Source organism: Vibrio sp. 10N.247.310.98, assembly GCF_041467395.1.
Classification (GTDB): domain Bacteria; phylum Pseudomonadota; class Gammaproteobacteria; order Enterobacterales; family Vibrionaceae; genus Vibrio; species Vibrio crassostreae_C.
In genome coordinates this window covers 1-22,380 of record NZ_JBFSUL010000050.1, presented here as the reverse complement: position 1 = coordinate 22,380, position 22,380 = coordinate 1, and the positions used below count along the sequence as shown (strand labels likewise).

Genomic DNA, 22,380 nt, shown 5'->3' with positions numbered 1-22,380 from the left:
TCTTTATCTATTGAATTAACCTCTATATAGTTGTTTATCAGTTATGTTACTCATTTAACGTGATAATAATAATCAACGACCATAAAGCGTATTCATACTGACATATCGATTCTGGGCTTTTTTACGAGACTTATCTTTTGCTGATCCTATCCAACATTCTGTCATCATCATTTCTTAGAACACTATTTCTAGCCCTCATCTTTTCCACGATTCAACTGTCCACCACACATTTCGTGCACGCAGCAAGCAGTGATGAATTTTCACTAGAATCACAACCTCAAGATCCAGTTTCTCAATACCAATTGGCTCAAGCTTATGAATCGGGTGTCGACGTTCCTGTTAGCACCAGTGATGCATTGTATTGGTACACGCAGTCAGCAGAAAACGGCAACCCAAACGCGCAATTTAGACTGGGTGAATGGTACTTGGCAGGTACAGGTGTTGAACAAAGTAACAAGCTTGCTTTGGAATGGTTTATTAAAGCGGCGTTGCAAGGTAACCAGCGCGCACCTATCGAGGTAGCAAAACTCTACGAATCCTCGCTAGAACAAGACCTCCTTCAACCATTAGATAAAGCGCAGCTATGGTATGAAGCAGCCTTAAAAGATAATCCACAAGCAGAAGAGGGCTACAACCGCATTTTGGAAGCACAATTCAACCAGCAACGTGCAAAACAGATCTCTTCAATAGAACAGCTCGATGACAGCATCGACTCTGAAATAGACACCAGTCAGGGGGTATCTAAGCACGTTCAATCTAACCAAGCATCACGCTCTAACCTCTCCAGTTCTAACCTAACTAGCTCTGACTATATGATTGGTGCTGCGTTGGCCGTGTTGATTTCAATCATCAGCATTATTGCGACGCTCGTTATCTCAAGAAAAAGACAAGCTCTAAAGTCGGGTGATTCGCGACAGCAACAACAATCACTTGAAGCGCAGCTTAGCTCGAAGGACCTTACGATTAAGCAGCAAAAACGCCAGCTGAACACTATGTTCCACGAATTGAAGAAGCAGAAAAACAGCAAAGGTCTGAGTAATTTGCAGGTGGCCTGCGCGCTATTTGGCTACACACCTAGCTCAATCCCCGACCAGAAAAGCATCAAGATCCGATACAAACAGCTATCAAAGATCTACCATCCAGATGGTCACGGATGTGACGAAGAAATGAAACGTTTGAACAATGCGCTAAAAACCATTTTACAAAATGTTACAAAACCGTAAACAAACACACATCTTCATTTTCCTAGATCTCAAAGATATCGATTTTATTGGTGTTGCAATCGATCCCCCTCTCAAAAACGGGTAACAAACTATTAACTAATGGGTCTTACTTGTGTCATAATTTGCGCCGAAAATACACCTGACTTAAACAGGTGAGGAGAGAATATGTTCACAATAGAAGGCGTTTGTGATTGGTGCAAAAAGCCAAGCCTAGTTAAAAAGCACGACTACCTAGATGGTAAGTGTCATCATGCATGTAACGAGTGCAATGATATTGCAACCATTGATGTTCGCCAGTTCAATATTGGTGAAATTGAAATGAGAGCAAAACTCTCCCAAGCGACATTGAGATAAGCAACACCGTGAAATATAAGAAAGCGCCTAAGGCGCTTTTTTTGTGCCTGTGGTTTTAGATCTTCTTTCTTCTTTCTTCTTTGTTCTTTGTTCTCTCTTCTATACAGGTATATACAGTACTTTTCTGCAAAAACCAGTGTATACACCTGTATAAAGCTCACATTTATTCAACTTATGATACAAAACAGCAGATTCATTCAAATTTAATTTATCGAATACTTTCAATGATTTAATCATTTACCATCCATAACCTCAGACGAAATCGTCCAATAATCCCGCAAAAAACGCTTGATCTTATAAGTAACTAAAACTACTGTATACACATACAGCATGTATATAAGGACAGCAAAATGATTCAAGCACACGTTAAAGCACAACACTCTAGCCCGCTAGTTCACTGCGCATTTACATCAGTTTCTCGTAAAAGCAAAAATTCAAACGAGGAAGCGTTGTTTGCAAGAATGGCGTTGCTGTCCAATCAACATCAGTGGTTACTGTTTACGGCTCAAACACCAAGACCATCGGCTAAGCAGCTTAAGCAACATAATGTTTGCTGCGACCGCGTTATTCATATGAAAGCCTCTCATCAAATGACTGAGGTAGAGACTGTCGAGAAAGCAATCCGCTCTAAGAATGCGAGCGCGATTGTTGCAAGTGCATCGATTGATCAGTTCAGCCAACAGTACCTAAGAACATTAGGGTTACGCTTTCAATGTGAAGTCTTCTTTATGGATGCAAATTCAGAGCGTATTCACTAAGCCACCTTGCTTAATAACATGTTGGCTTAATAACATTTTGGCTCAAAAACATGGTCCACAAACATAGCTTAATCTTTTAGCTAACAAACTTAATTTAACTTAAGAAACAATTCGCCAAAACACAGTCCAAACATACTGCCTTCCCCTGCCCTACAATTCGCCCATTTTTTAGCGGATTGTTAGGCGGGGGTTTTTATTTAAACAACAGATTTAGCAATCGTTTGCTTTTTCTCTGGAAGCAAATAGTAGATTGGGTATAATGCCCGTCTAATCATGTGCACACCGCACTTCTCTGTATGACGTTTGATAAAAGATAGGAATGTCTAAATGAGCCTTGCTGATCAAGTTCTTGCCGTAAATGATGACCTACCAATCCGTACTGACAAACCTGTCCACAGTGGCAAGGTTCGCTCAGTCTACTGGTTAACTGAAGAAGATAGCCAACGACTAATTAAAGAGAAAGGCTACGACGTAGCACCCGATGCGCCTCTAGCTATCATGGTGATCAGTGACCGTATCTCTGCATTTGATTGTATCTGGCGTGGTGAAGGGAATCTTAAAGGTGTTCCAGGTAAGGGAGCGGCTCTGAATGCTATCTCTAACCACTGGTTCAAATTGTTTAAAGACAACGGACTTGCTGACAGTCATATTCTTGATATCCCTCACCCGTTCGTATGGATTGTACAAAAAGCTCGCCCAGTCATGATCGAAGCGATTTGTCGTCAATACATCACTGGTTCAATGTGGCGTGCATACGCAAACGGCGAACGTGAATTCTGTGGTATCGAGATGCCTGAAGGCCTTGAGAAAGACAAGAAGTTGCCTGAGCTACTGATCACGCCTTCAACAAAAGGGATTCTGAAAGGTATTCCTGGCGTTCCAGAAGCTGACGATGTGAACATCACACGCAACAACATCGAAGATAACTTCGCAGCATTCAACTTTACTCAAGCAAGCGACATCGCGCATTACGAAAAACTTCTTAAAGAAGGCTTCAACGTAATCAGCCAAGCGCTAGCAAAAGTAGACCAAACCTTTGTTGATACCAAATTTGAGTTTGGCTACGTCAACGATGCTCAAGGCAAAGAAAAGCTTATCTACATGGACGAAGTCGGTACTCCAGATTCATCTCGCATTTGGGATACTCAGGAATATAACAACGGCAACATCGTTGAGAATTCAAAAGAAGGCTTCCGTCAGTTCTTGCTTAACTACTTCCCTGATGCCGACATTCTTTTGAATAAAGAGCGTATGCCAGAACGTGAAGCATTGGCTCGTGACAATGAACTTCCACTGGATTCTCTAATGTCTCTGTCTCGCACTTACCTTGATATCGCAGCGAAAATCACAGGTGCGGAGATCGTACTGAGCGAAAATCCTAAGCAAGAGATCATCGATGTACTGCGCGCTGACTATGGTCTAATCGACTAGTCGCTTAATTGCTAATTGCTTAATCGCTTAATCGCTTAATCGCTTAATCTCAAAATAAAAAGCTCGAAAGCTAATAAGCTCGTAGACTCAAGTTTTAGATACTAAAAGGGCCTCAATATTTGAGGCCCTTTTTACGTGTACGTTTTTACTATTCCTCGAGAGAGATTATAGGCGAGCTGAAGTTACAGCTTAATCGTGAACTCTTCTCCAGAGTTACCCGCAATCACTAAATGACTGCGCGATTCAATATACTCGATCTGCTCTTCTTCAAGTGAATATGGCATCACCACTTTGAGCTCATTGATCCCTTCCAGCTTAGCGAGCTTGAGTAAGGTAACAATGTTCGACTCATCACTTTTACGCGTCGACATTGATTTCAATGCCATCTGCCATAAACGATCCTCTGGGGTGCCCAACTCTTTAATGCTATCTCGCCAGACGGTACTGAACACTGGCGCAATTGTGGTGAGTGCTTCCAGAAAAGTCCATTTTTTACTGCATGAGGCGCCAAGAAATGTTGTGTAATCGAACTCTACACGCGTCTCTTCCTGTTTATCCATGATGTCCCCCGACACTTTGGCAACACAATATACTCAATATCTATCAACTCTTTCTTTATAGCAATAGGATATAGAAGAATAGTCTTTTATGACCTTTTGATTGGTTAAAAAGGAATATAAAAATCAAACTTGTAACAAAATAAGCACTGAAAAATCATATATGCATCTATTTGATTAATATTTTAGAGATAAAACTTATCCATCTATTTAATATCAATTATTCGACTCGCTTTTTTGAACTGAATACGCCAACCAGACCATGTCGGTAGCTCCCAACGTTTTGGCGATAACTTTCGGCTACCCGACTGATAATGGACGTAAATCAGCTTTCTTGCGGGCAAGTATTCAACATCGAGTTGCAAGTCGGCAAGGCTCAATGCAAACGGGTATTTTTCCGAAAATTCTGAGTAGAGCCAAGTTGGAATGCCATCGAACGGTATGTCTGCATGATCGAACATTTCCAATTCGCTGACATCAGTAACACCTAGTACTTCAAGCTGCTCTATAAACCATAGCTCAAAGTTAATGTTCTCAATTTCTGGTGTGTATTTAGTTTGTTCATCGAGACCAAGTTTCACATACAACTGCCAGTGTTTGATTTCTTGAGTGCGAGCCTTTGCAAAACCGGGAAGCTGCTCTCCATTTAACACAAGGTCGACGATAGGTTTTAACGATAGTTGCCCTTCAGCGGCGACGAGTTTGGTTGTAATCGTGCGGCCTGCGTACACCAATGCCATCTCGGTAAAAACACCATCATCATTCACAACGGTTTCGCCTTGCTCCCACTCTCCTAGTTCAGCATCAATGAGAAGCTCAAGAGGAATGGGTGTCGTGACCGTCGCTAAGGTCAGTGTTTGCTTAACGCCTCTTCCCGGCAAGCTGTGAGTATCCAACACCAACATCGCTTGTGCATTATCAGGGAAACGGTTCTGACGACCGAGCACCACTTCTAAAACACCATTGGCAAAGGCTTCTTTCCTTTTCAGTCGGCGCACAAACACCAGTTCAGGATGCAGATTCACAATGGTCTTTAGCAATTCAATGCGTTGGAAACGTGACGCGACTTCTAGCTGAGGAAGTTCAAATACCTCCCGCATTTGCTTCGCCAATCCTTGAGCTTCATTCAGAGCCTGTTGGTCGATGTCTAAATGCGGATATTCTCGACCGCGCACAATCTGAATCAACAGGCTTAAATCACACCCTTCCTTCTCTTGTTGCGCGAGCGCTTCAAGATGTTCTGCATTGTTTGGTAACTGATACAAGCGAGCAGGAACGGACAGCGCCGCAGTGAGATCAACCATCGCCTCTTTTAATGCTTTGGTTTTGATTCGAGTAACGATATCGGCATACAAAGCATCAATCGGCAACGGATACAGCTTTTTACCATGCTCGGTAATTTGATGGTCGGCGTTAATCGCTTCCATCGTCAGCAAGGTTTGAGTTGCACTGTTGAGTGATTTCTCTGGAATAGGGTCAAGGAAGGACAAGCTCTCAAGCGGAGATCCACAACATGCTGCGGCCAACATAGGTTCGGTCAGCTCTTCACGCTGCAATTCAGGCGGTGTGACTAACTCTAACGCCGCATGCTCTCCATATAGACGCACACAAACGCCGTCCATTACCCTACCCGCGCGGCCAGCTCGTTGTTTGGCACTCGCTCGTGATATGGATTTAAGCATCAGTGTGGTTCTGCCATTACGCTGAACGGTGCGTCTCTCTAATCCTGAATCTATCACCACGCCAATGTCAGGAATGGTTAATGAGGTTTCTGCAACGTTGGTCGCAAGGATGACCTTTCTCAAACCATTACCTTCAGTATGGATATTCCGACCCGATAACGCTGAATCTCGCTCTTTATCACTGACCGACGCATGCAATTTAACAACTTGGATATCTGGATTTTTCGCTAAGGCTTGTTCGCATTGCACGATCTCTTTTTTACCCGGTAGAAAAACCAACATATCGCCAGAAGAAGCGATCAACTGATGATTAACTTCTTCCACGATGCGCTGCCCTAGATGTCGACTATCAGGCAGTGTTCTGGATTCATTCGCTCTGTGTTCAATCTCAACTAGATAAGTTCGCCCTTCACAGCTTATGCGATTCGCATCCAAATACTGAGCAAGGCGCTCACCCTCAATGGTTGCTGAAGTGATCACCAAGCGATGGCTCTCTTTTTGTTTCAGAATCGCCACCAGCAGATCAATGTCCCAGCGCCTCTCGTGAAACTCATCCACCACAATCACATCAAAACTGGCTAATCCGTCTTCTGATAACTAACGCAGCGCGATACCGGGAGTCACAAAAACAACGTTAGTTTGCTCGTTATACTCTGACTCAAGCTTAATCGCATAGCCAACCTTGCTACCAAGCTTCTCACCCGATTGCTGTGCGAGGTATTTAGCCAATGACGTACACGCGATACGTCTTGGTTCCACCACCAGCACTCGTCCATGCTGAGAAGCCCAAAGTGGCAGGCGCGTTGATTTACCTGATCCGGTTTCCGCCTCTACGACAAGGTGAGAATTAGCGATTTGTTCGTGGAATACGTTTTGATAAGCATCGATGGGAAGTAATGACATAAAATGGCGAGTAGCGAAAAAGTGTGAGCAAAGTATAACGAATTATCGTGTTGAAATTCGATAAGTGTGGGACAGAGGTAAGAATATCATTTTGTTTGCTCAGATCGCGGAGAAACTATTTACAATTGAATAACTAAACCGTTATCATTTTTTAGTTACCCTTTCTCCCATATTAGGCATCCAATGAACAACGATAAACGCCCTCTATATATCCCTTATGCTGGTCCTGCTCTACTAAGTACACCTCTTCTAAACAAAGGCAGCGCATTCTCTGCTGAAGAGCGCAGTTCTTTCAACCTTGAAGGTTTGTTACCGGAAACAACCGAAACAATCCAAGAGCAAGTAGGACGTGCATACAAACAATATTGTAACTTCGAAAGTGATATGGATAAGCATATCTACCTTCGTAACATCCAAGACACTAATGAAACGCTTTTTTATCGTTTAGTTCAAAACCACATCTCTGAAATGATGCCTATCATTTATACGCCAACAGTTGGCGCAGCATGTGAGAACTTCTCAAATATTTACCGTCGTGGCCGTGGTCTGTTTATCTCATACCCGAACCGCGATCGTATCGATGACCTACTGAATAATGCGACAAACCACAACGTTAAAGTTATCGTGGTTACGGATGGTGAGCGTATTCTTGGTTTGGGAGACCAAGGCATCGGTGGTATGGGTATTCCAATTGGTAAGCTAGCACTTTATACAGCTTGTGGCGGTATCAGCCCAGCTTACATGCTACCAATCGTGCTCGATGTGGGTACTAACAACCCTCAACGTCTTGCTGACCCAATGTACATGGGCTGGCGTCATCCTCGTATTACGGGTGCTGACTACGATGCATTCGTTGAAGAGTTCATCCAAGCGGTTCAACGCCGTTGGCCTGATGCATTAGTTCAGTTCGAAGATTTCGCACAAAAGAACGCAATGCCACTGCTTGAGCGCTACAAAGATCGCATCTGTTGTTTCAACGATGATATCCAAGGCACAGCAGCCGTAACGGTTGGTTCTCTACTTGCAGCATGTAAAGCAGCAAACAGCAAACTTTCAGATCAACGCATCACTTTCTTAGGTGCGGGTTCTGCAGGTTGTGGTATTGCTGAAGCTATCATTGCCCAAATGGTGTCTGAAGGTATCAGCGATGCACAAGCTCGCTCTCAAGTTTACATGGTTGACCGTTGGGGTCTGCTACAAGAAGGCATGCAAAACCTGCTTGATTTCCAACAGCGTCTGGTTCAAACCAACGAAAACACCAAAGACTGGGAAAGCGATGGCACTGGTTTCTCTCTACTAGACGTAGTTCGCCACGCGAAACCAACCGTATTGGTTGGTGTGTCTGGTGCTCCAGGTCTATTCAGCAAAGAAGTCATCAAAGAGATGAACCTACACAGTGAACGCCCTATCGTGTTCCCACTGTCGAACCCAACAAGCCGTGTTGAAGCGACGCCAAACGACATTATTCGTTGGACTGATGGCCAAGCACTTGTTGCGACAGGTAGCCCATTTGAGCCAGTCGTTCACAACGGCACAACTTACCCAATCGCTCAGTGTAACAACAGCTACATCTTCCCAGGTATTGGCCTTGGTGTATTGGCTGTGAATGCTTCACGCATCACTGACGAAATGCTAATGGAATCAAGCCGTGCACTTGCTACGTGTTCTCCACTAGCAATCAATGGCACAGGTGCTCTACTTCCACCATTGGAAGAGATCCACACGGTATCTAAGAAAATTGCTCTTGCGGTAGGTAAAAAGGCGATTGAACAGGGCGTTGCTCTAGAGATCACTGAAGAAGCACTGCAACAAGCGATTGACCAGCACTTCTGGCAGCCAGTTTACCGTCGCTACAAGCGCACGGCATTCTAATAAAGCGTACTGCGCTTGGAATAAAGAGCGTTAACGACTCTTATATGAGCCTCTGCATTTGCAGGGGCTTTTTTCTTTAAACTGTCTTGTCTTTTTAACTGATTTTTCTCATTTTTATTTGGTATTATCGAGCACTCAAAAATTAATGCTCAGTGAAAGGACCATACCGAGAGTGAAATTTGATTCTCACATTATCCGTAGCTACATAAAAAAAGCTTACAAAAAACTGCAAGGTTTTCTGTTTGGCGCTTTCCTCGTGTTCTTAGTAGGCAGCGCTGCGGTTATTGCGATCGATTATTGGGTTTCATGGCAAGCGGAAGATCGCATCATCTACGATATAGATGAAGTGCCCGAGCTTGAGGTCGCCGTTGTGCTTGGCACGAGCAAATATTTGGGTCGAACACTCAACGACTATTATAAGCACCGAATCGAAGCCGCGATTGAGCTGTTCGATCGTGAAAAAGTGGACCAATTTCTACTGAGCGGCGATAACGCTCATCGCTCTTACAATGAGCCGTGGACGATGAAACGCGACTTGCTGAAAGCGGGTGTACCCGATGAACGCATTAACCTCGATTACGCAGGCTTTAGAACCTTAGACTCGATTGTTCGCGCTAAAAAGATCTTCGACACCGACAACTTCCTGATCATTACTCAGAAATTCCACTGTGAAAGAGCACTATTTATCGCTAATTCTTACGATATTCATGCACAATGTTTAGCGGTTTCAGGCCCTACTAATCATTCAGGCACCTCTATCCGTTTGCGTGAAGTTTTTGCGCGTACCAAAGCCTTCTTAGATTTGTATATTATGGGGACAACGCCAAAGTTCCTTGGACCTAAAGAGCCCATTCAATCGAGTCCAAAACCGGAATCATTTCCGATTCCAAACCCTATGACTGACCCCTCTGTAAACCCTGTTGTAGATCCTACAACAAACCCTATTGCAGACCCAGCAGAGACAGATGTGTAGAAAACTACACATTTTGAATTTGTTGCCTCACATTTCCCCACTGTTACACAAAAACACACCAACACGCCTTTATTAACTTAAGTAACATTCTCCCAACAAAGTCTGACCCTACATCAAGCTATATACCTCGAAAATAATAAGCACGACTCAATGAAGTCGTGCACCAATAAAACGAGGATAACAAAAGGAGCGTCTTATGACGGCACTTGTTACTACACTGAAACACTGGTTGTTCACCCGCAACAGCATGATATTAATTGGTAATTTCACACTATTCGCACTCTTGCTCAACACCCTTCCTTTCGAATCACAAGTCAATACTGGTTTGAGTATTCTCGTGTTCGTTGCGGTTCTATGGTTAACCGAAGCTATTCATGTCAGCATCACCGCTCTGCTCGTTCCACTCTTGGCTGTCTTGTTTGGTGTGTTCAATACGCCCGCTGCATTAGCGAACTTCTCGAACCCAATCATCTTCCTATTCATGGGTGGTTTTGCCCTTGCTGCTGCGCTCAACAAGCAAGAGCTCGATAAGGCGATTGCCGACAAAGTTCTGCTGATTGCAAAAGGCAGAATGTCGGTGGCGGTGTTCATGCTATTCGGTGTGAGTGCAGGCTTGTCGATGTGGATTTCGAACACAGCAACGACTGCAATGATGCTTCCCCTTGTTCTTGGCATCATGAACAAAGTTGACCAAAGTGAAGACCGCAACACGTACGTGTTCGTACTGCTGGGTATCGCTTACTGTGCATCGATTGGTGGTATCGCAACCTTAGTGGGTAGCCCACCGAACGCAATCGCCGCTGCAGAAGTTGGCTTGAGCTTTACTGAGTGGATGGCGCTAGGTCTTCCAATCTCAATGATCTTACTGCCAATCGCGATGATTATTCTTTACGTGATGACTAAGCCAAAGCTTGACCACAAATTCGAGCTAGACCACGCTCCCGTTGAGTGGACAAACAGCAAGAAAATCACACTGTCTATCTTCCTTCTAACCGTAACGCTTTGGATATTCGGTAAACCAATCAACGCAATGATTGGCGGATTCTCTAAATTTGATAGCTTAGTAGCGATTGGCGCAATTGTACTGCTTGGCGCTTCTAGAGCGGTGGAATGGAAAGACGTTGAGAAGACAACGGACTGGGGTGTTCTTATCCTATTCGGTGGTGGTATCTGCTTAAGTAACATTCTAAAAGCGACAGGAACCAGCGTATTCTTAGCACACTCACTAAGCGGATTTTTAGAAACAGCTGGCGTACTGCTTACGATTCTAGCCGTGGTAGCGTTCGTGGTATTCCTAACGGAATTTGCGAGTAACACAGCGAGTGCAGCACTTCTGGTGCCAGTATTCGCAACCATCGCTGAAGCACTTGGTATGTCGCCAGTTATTTTGTCTGCACTGATCGCTGTTGCTGCGTCTTGTGCCTTCATGCTTCCTGTTGCAACACCACCAAACGCAATCGTGTTTGGCTCGGGTCACATCAAGCAGAAAGAGATGATGCGAATCGGTATGGTGTTGAACCTAGTTTGTATCCTAGTTCTGACTCTGTTCGCTTGGATCTTCTGGTAAGCACTAACGTCCTATAAGCGCATGCTTACAGGAATGCTCCCCTAAACTGGTTGAACTTCCCCCAGTTCAACCAGTACAAAAATGCCCGCTCAGTTTGAAACTATCAGTCAACAGAACGGGCGCATAAAAACAAGAAACGCTTTTCCCTTTTGGTGGCCCCGCGCCACCTTTTTTGTTTTTGGCTTTTGGGAGAAGAACCATAAAAACGCCACACGTCACATATGCACGTGTGGCTTATAAACTCATCAAAACAATTTTCAGATTAGTGACTCAAGATCACCTGGTTTCGACCTGAATGCTTTGCTTGATATAAAGCTTCATCAGCGCGAGCAATGGTCTCTGTCACTCGCTCTTGCTTCATCTCGGCAACACCGATACTGCATGTCAGCGGATCGCCATGAACCCAAAGGTGCTGGCTAACCAATAATCGAATGCGTTCAGCTTTTATCTGCGCCTCTCCGGCTTCGGTCTCAGGGCAAAAAACAATGAACTCTTCACCACCCCATCTCACCAACTTGTCGGTAGCGCTGATCGAACTGCCCACCACCATGCTGAACTCGCGTAAAATATGGTCACCCATTTGATGTCCGTACTTGTCATTTACACTCTTGAAGTAGTCGATATCGAGATACAACATACCCAGCTTGCCATGTCCTTGCTTCACATGTTGTGACTGCATTTTCAACCAATCACGAATCGCGTGGCGGTTTAGTATTCCGGTTAACTCATCACGATGGGCCATCTCTGAAAATTCAAAATTCTGTTCTCTCAGTGCGCGATTGACGTTCTTTAAGTGGTGATGTCTTTTCTCTGCGATCACCATGCGTTTTCTTGAACGGTTTAACTCTGACAGCAAGAATACGGTGCCCGTCCCCACCCACACAAACAGTAGGATCATGAACAAGCTTTCTGCGGTGATATACGAACCTTCGAACTCAATACTGCGGATGACGATTCTGTGGTGACCGAGTTTCGCTCCAGACGCAGTAGCAAACTCAACCATATTCACATTCGAAAATTCAGGGGCCGAATGCTCTAACGCAATGTCGTTGTCAGCCAGCCACCATGTCATCACTTGCAGATTTTTGATCGGGATTTCAATCACACCACCATCGACTCCTGGAGAAAACTCCATCCCGTTGTACTTATGTGTGTACTCGTCATCGGGAACAGAATAAGCAGGATTGTAGTTGCGTAGGTAAGTTCTCAAACGGCCACGAGAGTCCGCTTCCGCATGGTAATCAATATTCACTCTAAAGGTGTGATACTGGGAGAGATCAAGGCCTTCGGTAATGTCTGGATTGATACGAATCGATAGGCCGCAATAAGGCCAAGGATACTCCGACTCTTTAAGTTCACAGTCGAGAATATACTGCCCATTTTCGTAGGATAATTGGGATGTACTGACGCCCCTATCAACTTGATCACTGGTCGCGATAAATTCATATTTATCAGGGGTAATTGCCGTTATCACACGATTTCCGCTCACACGGTAATACTGCACAATGGCAAGCGTTGCGATAACTAGAAAGATAACAATCTTATGGATCCACTTCACGTCTAAGCTTCCTGCTTAATATCCCTATAGTTGGGATTTCACGATAAAAAACAAGTTAGATAAATTAGTGATCTTAATACCAATAAATCACTAAAAAACGTTATATCACGCCCGAACAAAATGTCATACTATATTTTAATGCATGTATTTGCTGTTGATTATTCACGGCGAGAATCAAGTAATATTGCGTATAAAAACAGGCTCTATTTGTTATACTCATCGCATAATCATCGTTAACCGTACTGCCTGCTCACAGCGCAATCGAGTCGACGAAATAATAATCAAAATACAACGAGTAATGTCATGTCTTTATTAGCAAAAGGAACACTCAAAAAGATGAGTGCTTCCCTTGATGGCGCGGTTACCTACCGTTTGCCTGTAGGCGAAGAGTTTGTAGAGCTAAACCCTCTGATTGGTAAAACCATCAACCTCACTCACACCGGCAATATTTTTTGCTGCTCATGTGGTAAGAAAACTAAGAAGAGCTACTCTCAAGGCCACTGTTTTGTGTGCATGAAAAAGCTAGCAAGCTGCGACATGTGCATCATGAAGCCAGAGACTTGTCACTACGATGAAGGCACGTGTCGCGAGCCTCAATGGGGTGAAGAGAACTGCATGGTTGATCACTTCGTTTACCTATCGAACACATCAAGCCTAAAAGTAGGTATCACTCGTCACACTCAAATCCCTACCCGTTGGATTGACCAAGGCGCGACTCAAGGTTTGCCTATCTTGAAGGTAAAAACACGTCAGATTTCTGGCCTGATCGAAGTTGAGTTAGCAAAGCACATTGCTGACAAAACCAACTGGCGCACGCTGCTTAAAGGCGACGGCGACGATATGGAATTGGTAGAAAAAGCCAAAGAACTGTTGCCGTTGGTTGAGGATAAAATCCAAGAGATCAGAGCGAAGTTTGGTGATGATGCTATCGAGATTCTGAGCGAAAACATCACTTCATTGAGCTACCCAGTTGAACAGCACCCAGTGAAGATTGTGTCGCACAACTTTGACAAGAACCCTGAAGTATCTGGTGTGCTGCAAGGTATTAAAGGCCAATACCTAATCTTAGATACGGGCGTGATTAACATCCGTAAATTTGGCTCTTACGAAGTGGAAGTGTCTGCATAACTTGTAGAACTTAAACGTTTCTTATAGTTAGAAGCGCTTAGTGAATAGCCAAAAAATAAAATGCCCTCAAGTGATGACTTGAGGGCATTTTTCGTTGTCGATCCTATTCGCTTTCGATGACGATTTTAGGCGTTAGAGCGCAACCACATCTCCGTCTACACAATTCTTGCCGTTGGCTTTCGCGCGATAGAGAGATTGATCGGTTAAATTCACGAGTGCATCAATCGTGACACCGTCTTCACAGGCTTGGCTATCACTGATTCCGATACTGACACTCGAATTAAATCGTAACTGTTCATCGATTCTGAATTCAACTTGATTGAACTGTTGGCGAATCTCTTCTGACACTTCGTGTGCTGTTTCAAGAGACGTGTTTGGGATAAATATAATGAACTCTTCGCCCCCCCAACGGCCTGCGACTCCGCCGGCTTTCTCGGCACTGCGCTTGGTAATGTTAGCCAAAGCACAAATAACTTCATCACCTACCATATGACCGTAAGTATCATTGATCGATTTAAAGTCATCGATATCAAGTAGCATACATACAACATGATTATCGGAAGCAAGATACGCTTTCAGCCAATCGTAAATCGCTCTTCGATTGAGCAAATTGGTCATTTCATCGTAATTCGCTTGATGAAGTAACTGTTTCTCCAACATTACTTTTTGAGTCACATCTTCGAGCACCACCTGAACCGCTGGCTGACCTTTCCAAGTAATCGCATTGTCGTAAATATTGAAGAACCGGTGAACCTCGTCGAACCCTATATTTTCAACCACGGTACTAGTTCCTGACAACTCACCAGACACAATCGCTTGATAATGCTTACTGATACCATCCGTATTCTGTTTTGGTACCAATTCAAGAATCGACTCTAGCTCTAATACTTGCTCGATGGACGTGCCGCCTTGCATGTTGACCCAAGATTGATTGACCATCAACGGTTTGAAATCTCGATGAACCAAGATGCCCTGTCCTGATTGCATGATCATATCGTGATACATCTTATCTTGCTCACGCACCGCATTTTGCAACTGAATAGCAGGAGATAGATCGATAACCGTGACTTGCAGTGCAGGTCTTCCCTGCCACTCCGTAACATGGTCGATAGAAAACACTGTGAACTCTCTACCGTTACGATCAACATTGGTATAAGTATGAACCTGAGGATCTCGTTGACCGCTGACCGTTTCAAGGTAATTTTGATAAGCTAAAACATGGTAATCTTCTGAGATTAAATCTAGAAAGCTATCGATATTAGAAAGTAGTTCTTCGGGTGATTGGTATCCATAAATACGAGCATAATTAGCGTCAACACTAACTACATTCATATCTTGAATAGTTATTACACCGTACGTGGATTCGAAATTTATTGAAGACATTGCCAACTCCGCATTATAGCTATACTTCACGAACTGGAGCATAACAACACATCCTGCCAACGCTTCCACACAATCTATCACGCGCTAGGGACATTAATATGCCATCTAGTATATCGTACTGTTGCGGCCTTCTCTACAACTCAATTGCCAACACGAGTTAGTAAAAGTAGACAAGCATCTCAATCCCATTATTCGCGTCAAAAAACAGAAATAGATAACCTATACCAATGTAACCATTATCTTTTTCTACTTTTGGCCTTGAACTGATGAAAGAATCCGCTCCCAACCACTTCAAATCCTGTTCGCTATTCTTTTAAACCTGCGCACTATTCTTTAAACCTACGAACTATTCATTCCAATCAGAGAAATATGAGACTAAGAAGTCGATAGCTAACCGTGCTCTCTGTGGAAGAAAACGACGGTTCTGATAAACAATCCAACTGCTTGTGCCCGCTCCCCAATACTCTTCTAACACAGGGACGAGTTTTCCATTGCTAAGACTGCCATTGAAACTGCTTTTAGGAAGATAAACGATGCCAAGCCCCTCTTCGCAAGCTTTCAGTACAGCGCTTGAATTGTTGCTTTTCCAACGGCCATGAACTCTGACTGCGGTTAGCGGATTTCCATCGTTCTCGAACAACCACTGGTCACTGTTGGCGATAATACAGCTGTGCAGCTTGAGTTGTTCTGGATTCGCTGGAGCACCAAACTCAGCAATGTAATCTTTGCTTGCTGCCGCTGCCATCGGGCGATCAACCAGCTTTCTTGCCACCAATCCTGAATCGTCCAATCGACCATAACGAATCGCGAAATCGATGCCATCTTCGATGAAGTTAACCATCTTGGTATTGAAATTCATTTCTATGGTGAGCTCAGGATGATCTTTAGCAAACTCCATCAGCGCCGCTGCGACATGATTTTCTGCAAACGCGCCTGCCGCACTCACACGTAAAGTACCGCTAAGCTGAGTCTGCTGAGACGTGACTTGTTCATTGGCCTGTTGTAGCCCAATCACCAAGTCTTTGCACTGTTGGTAATAGGTGTGGCCCGATTCAGTCAGGCTAACCATCCGTGTTGAACGCGCAAGCAGGGCCACTCCCACTCTCTCTTCCAACCTTGAAACCTGCCGACTCACATGGCTGGTACTGCAACCTAGCTGTTTAGCGGCTGCTGAAAAGCCGTGGCATTCGGCGACCGCAACAAATTCATTAATCCCTTCAAAGCTATCCATACTTAATCTACTCGCATTCTATCTTTGCTATATAGCAACAATGTTTTGCCTGTTTCGTATATTATCACCTAATCAGTTTGGAACTAGTATTAGATACAACAAGGCGGCGATAGCTAAGTAACAACGCGATACCTAGCGCCTAACGAAAAGCTTCAGTGCTTAACGAAAAGCGTCAGCACCTAAATAAAAAAAACAGCAGCTCAAAGGGACGAATCATGAAAAAAATACTAATACCTGTAACTAACCACGCAACACTAGGCGATACAGATCAAGCGAATGGTACTTATGCGCCTGAACTGACTCATGCTCTCAAAGAGATCATTGCTGCGGGTTTTGAGTACGACATCGCTTCTATCAAGGGTGGTAAAGGCCCATTGTACGGAACCGATATTGAAGGGGATTCAGTAAACGCTGAGATCTTGGCTGATGATGACTTCCAAAACCGCATCAACAATACGATTCCTGTAAACCAAATTAATGCAGAAAGCTACGATGCTATCTTCTACCCAGGTGGTTTCGGTTTGCTTTCAGACCTAGCAACCAACGAGCAATTCGCTGCTATTGCGGCTAAGCATTACGAAGATGGTGGTGTGATTGCGTCAGTATGTCACGGCCCTGCGGCGCTGCTTCCGATTGTTTTAAGCAACGGCGAGAAGCTACTAAGCTCTAAATCGGTGACTGGCTTTACACGTGAAGAAGAGATCGACTTTGGCACCATCAACGACATTCCGTTCCTACTGGAAGAGTCTCTTGCTCGCAGCGCAGCGCGTTTCAACAAGGTTCAACCTTGGCAAGAGCTTGTGATTGTTGATGAGCGAGTGATTACTGGCCAAAACCCAACCAGCGCGCACGCTGTAGGTGCAACTCTGGTTAAGCACCTGTCTTAGTTAAATCAAGGGCTTATTCGAATAACTGGCGTTGTTCAAATAAGCTCAATCAAATAAAAAGAGCATGCTTCCTACTCAATACTCTTGAGAAAAGCATGCTCTTTTTTCGATCTAAAGGCACAAACAGCAAAGGCAAGTGACTTCTTATTAATTACTTCTTGCTAATGGCTTCTCGCTAATTACTTCGCAAGATCCCTTCAAGCACATTGAACAGCAAGTCGATCTCTTCAATCGAGTTGTAATGCATACAACCAATACGCACCACGCCCTGCTCTTCAATACCCAACTGTTTCACCAAACCTAATGCGTAGAAATGTCCGTTCCACACACAGATATTATGTTCACCCAGCTTCTTGGCGATGAACTCTGGAGAATGGTTTTCAAAGGTAACCGCAAAGGTTGGCGTTCTTAGGTTCGAATCAAACTCTGTTTTCCCGTAAAGCTTTGCCCCTTCAAGATCAGACAAGCGTTTAAGGAAGTACTCACTGAGCTGGCTTTCATGCTTATTATAAAGCGCGTAGCTTTGCTCTAAACGAGAACGCAATGAGTCGGTTGGCTCACCGAATTGCGCCAAGTAATCTACCGCCGCAATCACACCTGCAAGGCCTTCAAAGCTTTGCGTACCTGTTTCAAAACGGCCTGGGCCGATATTGGTTGCAGGCTCTACCTTGTAAGGCTTTAACGTGTGTAGCCATTGAGGTGCAACATAAGCAATGCCCACATGCGGGCCAAAGAACTTATAAGCTGAGCACGCTAAGAAATCACAATTCAGTTGCTGAACATCGATCAAGTGATGCGGTGCGTAATGTACGGCATCGACATAAACCTGCGCACCATGCTGATGTGCAAGTTCAATAACTTTTGCCATGTCGACAATAGAGCCTGTCGTGTTCGAAGCAAATGTCACCGCGACAAGCTTGGTTTTCTCGTTAAGCAGCGACTCAAAGTGCGCCATGTCTAGGCTGCAATCCGACTCGTCTACACGAACTTGGCGAACAATCGCGCCTTTGTCGTCTGCCGCTTGCTGCCAGCTCGATACATTTGAGTAATGGTCTAACGCCGTGACGATAACTTCATCGCCCTCTTTCCAATCGCGGCTGATCGCACGGCTAAGCTGAAACGTCAGCGAGGTCATGTTGGCACCAAACACAACATTGCCAGAAGATTCAGCATTCAGTAACGCTTGCACCGACTCTCGTGCTTGCTGCATCAAGCCTGTCGTTTTCTGGCTAGAAAAATAGTGCCCACCTAGGTTTGAATTGAAATGCCCAAGGTATTCCGTCATTGAAGCTAAAACATTCTCAGGCACCTGAGACCCACCCGGACCATCAAAAAAGGTCACAGGCTTGCCGTTATGATATTGGCCTAACGCGCTAAACTGTTGGCGCACATCATTAAGAGTGAAGGACATTGCGCGCATCCTTAGCCGTTAATACAAACACATCCATGTAGCCCATCTCGCCGTGGTCTATGGTACGAATCGGTTGTGCATTATGCCAAAGCTTACTATCAGCAAGCATTGCCACTTCGCCATCACCTAACACTTTTCTAAAGAATGGTGCTTCATGTGAATCTTGGTACAGCATGATTTCGCCACCAACAATGTTATGACGGTTCACACCAATTAACGCGATGTGGTCGAAGCCATCTTGGTGCACGCCTTCAGGCGCAACCTGTGTCTCTTCAAAAATGGCGGCGATGCGGATTTGATGGATTTCGATTTCTTGTCCGTCTTCAAGCCCGTTGGTTTCAATAAACAGTTCACACATCTCTTGCATGCCTTGGCTGCTTAGAATTGGTGCTTCAATCGGCTCGAACTGACGAACAACATCACCTTGAAAGTGATTAATGTTTTCAGACTGAACAAAGTTATGTTTGTCTAGCTCAACGACTTGTCCATTACTGAATTGAACCACCGAGTACCTTCTCAATCGAAACTGGCCATCCGCATGCTCTGTACTTGGTAGCTTAGAGAATGAAGGTGACAACTCCTCAACTGCGTGGTTACTGAGGTGGGTAATATGTAGGGTATTTTCGTGAGCATGTAACATCATCGACTCCTTAATGATTGTTAATTTACTTTCGATATTTAACGTTTTGTTTACATAAAGGATACTTGAAGATCTTGTCAAATCAACATTAAACAATCATTTATCCCGTCAGAAATAATAATTCAGATAGTAAAACTAACTTTAAATTCAAAAGCAGTGCATAACACCAGAATAAAAGATGACCAACTCTTAAAACTAGCACACTCCACTAGCTAGTTATAAATCCCTGCAAATTTAAATTTAACGATATTATAAACTAGCAAGCTATGTTTCATATTGTGTCAGCCCTTTCCCTTTAATACGCCAGCCTCCTTGCCTGAGTTCAGGCATCACACTCGCCATCATTCATTTCTATGCTTTTGCACCGCGAAATACGACCTACCTATCAATTGCCAAACTATTGATTATTTACACAACAAACTGAAATTGGTTAATTTATGAGTACGCCAGAAACCAAACGCCTTTGCTTGCGCGTCTGGAACAGGTCGAGTTCGGGGGGAACTCGGCCGCCCTCAAATGGCTCATTTCTTTTAAAAGCGCAACTTGATAGTTCTTTTAGTCTCGAAAATGTTTGAAGTGGAATGTTACGGGTGGGATTTGATCAGTGGTATATTAAAACCTGAGCATGAAGCATTTGAAATCAACGAGAACGATGGATTTAGTTTCTAGATAAGTTACACATGTATACAAGCGTCAGGCGCTCTTCCCTATGCCCCCAAACGTTTCAGGAGCCACAGTAAAACCCATAGGATTAGCTAATGAACAAGTACGAGTAATCCTCAGTAGTTGCAGAGTTTGCAACACCCCCTACATGTCCCAATTGTCCAACAGCCTGTTGGAAAAATTTTAATACCTAAATTTTGCAAGAGGGTCTTGCAAAAATGCGAAACAAGTTGTTTCGTAAATCGTCGTTGCCCCGAAACACGCTAGCAACAGGTAAGAAAACCTTACCTGCTGCTTCATCTTTCCCCCTAAATGTTTTAGACAACATCTCGATATCTTCAGAATTTGCGATGGTGATCAGTGTTGAAATATTTATTATTCATATAATGTAAACAACCTTAAATTGGATAAACATAAGCAAATGAAATCATTAGTAAAAGCCTCTACACTTACGTTAATCGCATTATCAACAATCTCTGGTTGTGTAACAATCCACTCTTCCCAAACGGAGCGCGGCCTTGAGTACGCTGCCCCTTTTCAAAGCTTCAACTATACCAAAAAGGGAGAAACCATCACTCATAGCGAAGCCATGCAGGTAATGTCACTTTATTCGCGTCAAAGCCCAACTAGATATAACAATTTGGATGACTTCAGTAACAAAAATCACAATGTCTTTTTAAGTGCAACTCAAGTTGGTGTCGCTGCTGGTACTTTCACCTCTGCATTCAACCCTTTTCAAGCAACTACTCGACTAATTGGTTTGCAAGCTACTAAGTCTTCTATGACAAAGAAATACAAAAAGAATGTTCTCATTAGTATCGTTCCTAAAAATGACATGAGCCTTCTTGAGTTAGAAAGTGCCGTACATAAAGCTCATACAGCTCAGTTACAAGTTGCTTCTAACGCCTACAAAGATGCTGGGTTCAACCCTGTAACTTTAGTGGATGGTAAAGATATAAATTGGAATAGAATCTATCCTTTGACATATGTTGCACCGCTAAATAATGATAAAACCGCTCTCTGTGCCTCTCAGTACGACTATCAGAGTATGAAAGACAAGGCAGGTGCAACTTCAGGTCATGAAGAATCAAAAGATTGTTATGCTTACACATCTTACTGGGCTCAATATTACTATGGAGCAGACAACAACAATTCTTACTCAGAAGTAGTTCCTAAAAAGGGTGATTTCATTGTAGTACATACAGTTCTACCTGATGTATTCCCTGTATCTAAAATTAAATCCGACGAAGAAGGAATGTACTTGTATCAGCCGTCCTTCTATTGGTTAAACTCATACAATCTAAGCCAGATGGCTAAGAATCAAATGAATGTACTAATGGACTATGCAAATAAAGGTGAATTCTCGGAGGTTCCAAGAGTTCTTAAATTGAATGCTCGAACGGAATTGATGTTCGGTACTAATTAAATCGAGTAGGAGGAGGCCTTCTGGCCTCTATCCTCTCACACTACCGTACAAGCGTGAGCCGTATGACTCCTAATATAGTGACTCATACCCATCTCACCGTAACATTTGAGTGGCATAGCATGATTTACCGGTGCCGTTAACGCCAACCGCCATAAACCTTTATCTGACATTGCTAGCTTCCACGCACTTCGCTCTGTTACACCTTGTCGCTATGGCAGTGCCTGCGTTTGTGTTGCTTCAAGCGGTAGTATCTTAAACGACGCCGCATCCACTCATCTTAGCGCTGTATGGCACTTTGACTTGTGGCGAGTTTGAAGTGGTGTTGCCAGCCTCGTAGGGATTGAGTTAACTCTGTGATTAACACCTCTAACTCTTGACCTCTATTTCGGATCGTTATTCCACGTGCTCGCTTCTTCATTTGAGCTTGTGCCGATTCTTATATATTGATTACTAATTTAGGAAAGTCACTGACACGCTTCTGTCCGTGCGACCTGAAGTCGTATGAAGTGCTGTTCACCGCAACAAGTGTGAACCATCTGTATCACCAGATGACCCTAGGGTTCTGAATAAAGCAGCGAACCCGACAATGTAACGAAGTTCAGCCTTTGCTGAGCGGGAATGAATTCGTGAGAGGACGTTCCTCCTGATAACCACAATTGGGTGAGTGCTAGGGTGTTGTGTAGTGGTCAACTGATATTGGCCACGTTCCTAGAGTTTAACCAGAACAATCGTT

At 43.9% G+C, this 22,380-nt stretch carries 16 protein-coding genes and 3 pseudogenes; 11 read left to right on the top strand and 8 right to left on the bottom strand.

Annotated elements, in window-relative coordinates; all coding sequences use genetic code 11:
* Window positions 1-137: 137 nt before the first annotated feature.
* The 5 genes and pseudogenes from AB6E78_RS17405 to AB6E78_RS17385 all read left to right on the top strand — a co-directional run.
* A pseudogene (locus tag AB6E78_RS17405) lies at window positions 138-705 on the top strand (tetratricopeptide repeat protein); the annotation flags it as partial.
* An 80-nt stretch (window positions 706-785) separates the two neighbouring features.
* A pseudogene (locus AB6E78_RS17400) lies at window positions 786-1,223 on the top strand (hypothetical protein); the annotation flags it as partial.
* Window positions 1,224-1,388: 165 nt separating this feature from the next.
* Window positions 1,389-1,577, top strand: coding sequence for a hypothetical protein (locus AB6E78_RS17395; RefSeq protein WP_017070242.1), 189 nt, complete (start codon window positions 1,389-1,391; stop codon window positions 1,575-1,577).
* 350 nt (window positions 1,578-1,927) lie between these two features.
* Window positions 1,928-2,335 carry a SulA-like leucine-rich domain-containing protein gene (locus AB6E78_RS17390; RefSeq protein WP_017055178.1) on the top strand — a complete coding sequence of 136 codons (408 nt, stop codon included), beginning with the start codon at window positions 1,928-1,930 and terminating at the stop codon, window positions 2,333-2,335.
* A 327-nt stretch (window positions 2,336-2,662) separates the two neighbouring features.
* Complete coding sequence (locus AB6E78_RS17385) at window positions 2,663-3,766, top strand: phosphoribosylaminoimidazolesuccinocarboxamide synthase (RefSeq protein ID WP_017055177.1); 1,104 nt, start codon at window positions 2,663-2,665, stop codon at window positions 3,764-3,766.
* Between the two features lie 182 nt (window positions 3,767-3,948).
* Here AB6E78_RS17385 and AB6E78_RS17380 read toward each other — a convergent pair whose 3' ends face one another.
* Window positions 3,949-4,326: a hypothetical protein gene (locus tag AB6E78_RS17380; protein WP_017059766.1), complete on the bottom strand. Its 378-nt coding sequence runs from the start codon at window positions 4,324-4,326 to the stop codon at window positions 3,949-3,951.
* A 203-nt stretch (window positions 4,327-4,529) separates the two neighbouring features.
* Window positions 4,530-6,908 (bottom strand): annotated as a pseudogene (locus AB6E78_RS17375) (helicase-related protein).
* Between the two features lie 183 nt (window positions 6,909-7,091).
* On the opposite strand from AB6E78_RS17375, the gene AB6E78_RS17370 reads away from it, so the two are divergent.
* The 3 genes from AB6E78_RS17370 (at window position 7,092) to AB6E78_RS17360 (ending at window position 11,320) form a co-directional block, all read left to right on the top strand.
* Window positions 7,092-8,780, top strand: a complete 1,689-nt coding sequence (locus AB6E78_RS17370) for an NAD-dependent malic enzyme (protein ID WP_017059764.1) — start codon at window positions 7,092-7,094, stop codon at window positions 8,778-8,780.
* A 172-nt stretch (window positions 8,781-8,952) separates the two neighbouring features.
* Window positions 8,953-9,753 carry a vancomycin high temperature exclusion protein gene (locus tag AB6E78_RS17365; RefSeq protein ID WP_372133997.1) on the top strand — a complete coding sequence of 267 codons (801 nt, stop codon included), beginning with the start codon at window positions 8,953-8,955 and terminating at the stop codon, window positions 9,751-9,753.
* Between the two features lie 196 nt (window positions 9,754-9,949).
* Complete coding sequence (locus AB6E78_RS17360; RefSeq protein ID WP_017059762.1) at window positions 9,950-11,320, top strand: DASS family sodium-coupled anion symporter; 1,371 nt, start codon at window positions 9,950-9,952, stop codon at window positions 11,318-11,320.
* 262 nt (window positions 11,321-11,582) lie between these two features.
* Here the strand turns inward: AB6E78_RS17360 and AB6E78_RS17355 are convergent, their stop codons facing one another.
* The gene (locus tag AB6E78_RS17355; RefSeq protein ID WP_017066188.1) at window positions 11,583-12,878 is read right to left on the bottom strand and encodes a GGDEF domain-containing protein; all 1,296 of its coding nucleotides are present in this window, start codon (window positions 12,876-12,878) and stop codon (window positions 11,583-11,585) included.
* A gap of 303 nt (window positions 12,879-13,181) precedes the next feature.
* On the opposite strand from AB6E78_RS17355, the gene AB6E78_RS17350 reads away from it, so the two are divergent.
* Window positions 13,182-14,006, top strand: a complete 825-nt coding sequence (locus AB6E78_RS17350; protein WP_029235797.1) for a DUF2797 domain-containing protein — start codon at window positions 13,182-13,184, stop codon at window positions 14,004-14,006.
* Between the two features lie 132 nt (window positions 14,007-14,138).
* Here the strand turns inward: AB6E78_RS17350 and AB6E78_RS17345 are convergent, their stop codons facing one another.
* Both AB6E78_RS17345 and AB6E78_RS17340 read right to left on the bottom strand, forming a co-directional pair.
* A complete protein-coding gene (locus AB6E78_RS17345) occupies window positions 14,139-15,431 on the bottom strand; it encodes a diguanylate cyclase domain-containing protein (RefSeq protein WP_372102886.1) in 1,293 nt (430 codons plus the stop codon).
* A 304-nt stretch (window positions 15,432-15,735) separates the two neighbouring features.
* Entirely contained in the window at window positions 15,736-16,620 is an 885-nt protein-coding gene (locus AB6E78_RS17340; RefSeq protein WP_372102888.1) for a LysR family transcriptional regulator, read from the bottom strand.
* Between the two features lie 215 nt (window positions 16,621-16,835).
* Between AB6E78_RS17340 and AB6E78_RS17335 the strand changes: the two genes are divergently transcribed.
* A complete protein-coding gene (locus AB6E78_RS17335) occupies window positions 16,836-17,507 on the top strand; it encodes a type 1 glutamine amidotransferase domain-containing protein (RefSeq protein ID WP_017063583.1) in 672 nt (223 codons plus the stop codon).
* A gap of 175 nt (window positions 17,508-17,682) precedes the next feature.
* Here AB6E78_RS17335 and AB6E78_RS17330 read toward each other — a convergent pair whose 3' ends face one another.
* Both AB6E78_RS17330 and AB6E78_RS17325 read right to left on the bottom strand, forming a co-directional pair.
* A complete protein-coding gene (locus AB6E78_RS17330) occupies window positions 17,683-18,918 on the bottom strand; it encodes a cysteine desulfurase-like protein (protein ID WP_372133996.1) in 1,236 nt (411 codons plus the stop codon).
* Window positions 18,902-19,558, bottom strand: coding sequence for a 2OG-Fe dioxygenase family protein (locus tag AB6E78_RS17325; RefSeq protein ID WP_372112266.1), 657 nt, complete (start codon window positions 19,556-19,558; stop codon window positions 18,902-18,904). Before AB6E78_RS17325 ends, AB6E78_RS17330 begins: the two co-directional genes overlap by 17 nt.
* 1,084 nt (window positions 19,559-20,642) lie before the next feature.
* Here AB6E78_RS17325 and AB6E78_RS17320 point away from each other — a divergent pair.
* Window positions 20,643-21,647 carry a hypothetical protein gene (locus AB6E78_RS17320; RefSeq protein ID WP_372133995.1) on the top strand — a complete coding sequence of 335 codons (1,005 nt, stop codon included), beginning with the start codon at window positions 20,643-20,645 and terminating at the stop codon, window positions 21,645-21,647.
* 277 nt (window positions 21,648-21,924) lie between these two features.
* On the opposite strand, the gene AB6E78_RS17315 is transcribed toward AB6E78_RS17320, so the two are convergent.
* Window positions 21,925-22,065 carry a group II intron maturase-specific domain-containing protein gene (locus tag AB6E78_RS17315; protein ID WP_372112270.1) on the bottom strand — a complete coding sequence of 47 codons (141 nt, stop codon included), beginning with the start codon at window positions 22,063-22,065 and terminating at the stop codon, window positions 21,925-21,927.
* Window positions 22,066-22,380 lie beyond the last annotated feature (315 nt).

What these genes read in the sequence shown, in the direction of transcription:
- AB6E78_RS17360 (WP_017059762.1), top strand. Translation starts at nt 9,950, where the DNA reads ATGACGGCACTTGTTACTACACTGAAACACTGGTTGTTCACCCGCAAC.
- AB6E78_RS17315 (WP_372112270.1), bottom strand. Translation starts at nt 22,065, where the DNA reads ATGAAGAAGCGAGCACGTGGAATAACGATCCGAAATAGAGGTCAAGAG.
- AB6E78_RS17350 (WP_029235797.1), top strand. Translation starts at nt 13,182, where the DNA reads ATGTCTTTATTAGCAAAAGGAACACTCAAAAAGATGAGTGCTTCCCTT.
- AB6E78_RS17395 (WP_017070242.1), top strand. Translation starts at nt 1,389, where the DNA reads ATGTTCACAATAGAAGGCGTTTGTGATTGGTGCAAAAAGCCAAGCCTA.
- AB6E78_RS17330 (WP_372133996.1), bottom strand. Translation starts at nt 18,918, where the DNA reads ATGTCCTTCACTCTTAATGATGTGCGCCAACAGTTTAGCGCGTTAGGC.
- AB6E78_RS17370 (WP_017059764.1), top strand. Translation starts at nt 7,092, where the DNA reads ATGAACAACGATAAACGCCCTCTATATATCCCTTATGCTGGTCCTGCT.
- AB6E78_RS17385 (WP_017055177.1), top strand. Translation starts at nt 2,663, where the DNA reads ATGAGCCTTGCTGATCAAGTTCTTGCCGTAAATGATGACCTACCAATC.
- AB6E78_RS17380 (WP_017059766.1), bottom strand. Translation starts at nt 4,326, where the DNA reads ATGGATAAACAGGAAGAGACGCGTGTAGAGTTCGATTACACAACATTT.
- AB6E78_RS17340 (WP_372102888.1), bottom strand. Translation starts at nt 16,620, where the DNA reads ATGGATAGCTTTGAAGGGATTAATGAATTTGTTGCGGTCGCCGAATGC.
- AB6E78_RS17325 (WP_372112266.1), bottom strand. Translation starts at nt 19,558, where the DNA reads ATGTTACATGCTCACGAAAATACCCTACATATTACCCACCTCAGTAAC.
- AB6E78_RS17320 (WP_372133995.1), top strand. Translation starts at nt 20,643, where the DNA reads ATGAAATCATTAGTAAAAGCCTCTACACTTACGTTAATCGCATTATCA.
- AB6E78_RS17390 (WP_017055178.1), top strand. Translation starts at nt 1,928, where the DNA reads ATGATTCAAGCACACGTTAAAGCACAACACTCTAGCCCGCTAGTTCAC.
- AB6E78_RS17345 (WP_372102886.1), bottom strand. Translation starts at nt 15,431, where the DNA reads ATGCTCCAGTTCGTGAAGTATAGCTATAATGCGGAGTTGGCAATGTCT.
- AB6E78_RS17335 (WP_017063583.1), top strand. Translation starts at nt 16,836, where the DNA reads ATGAAAAAAATACTAATACCTGTAACTAACCACGCAACACTAGGCGAT.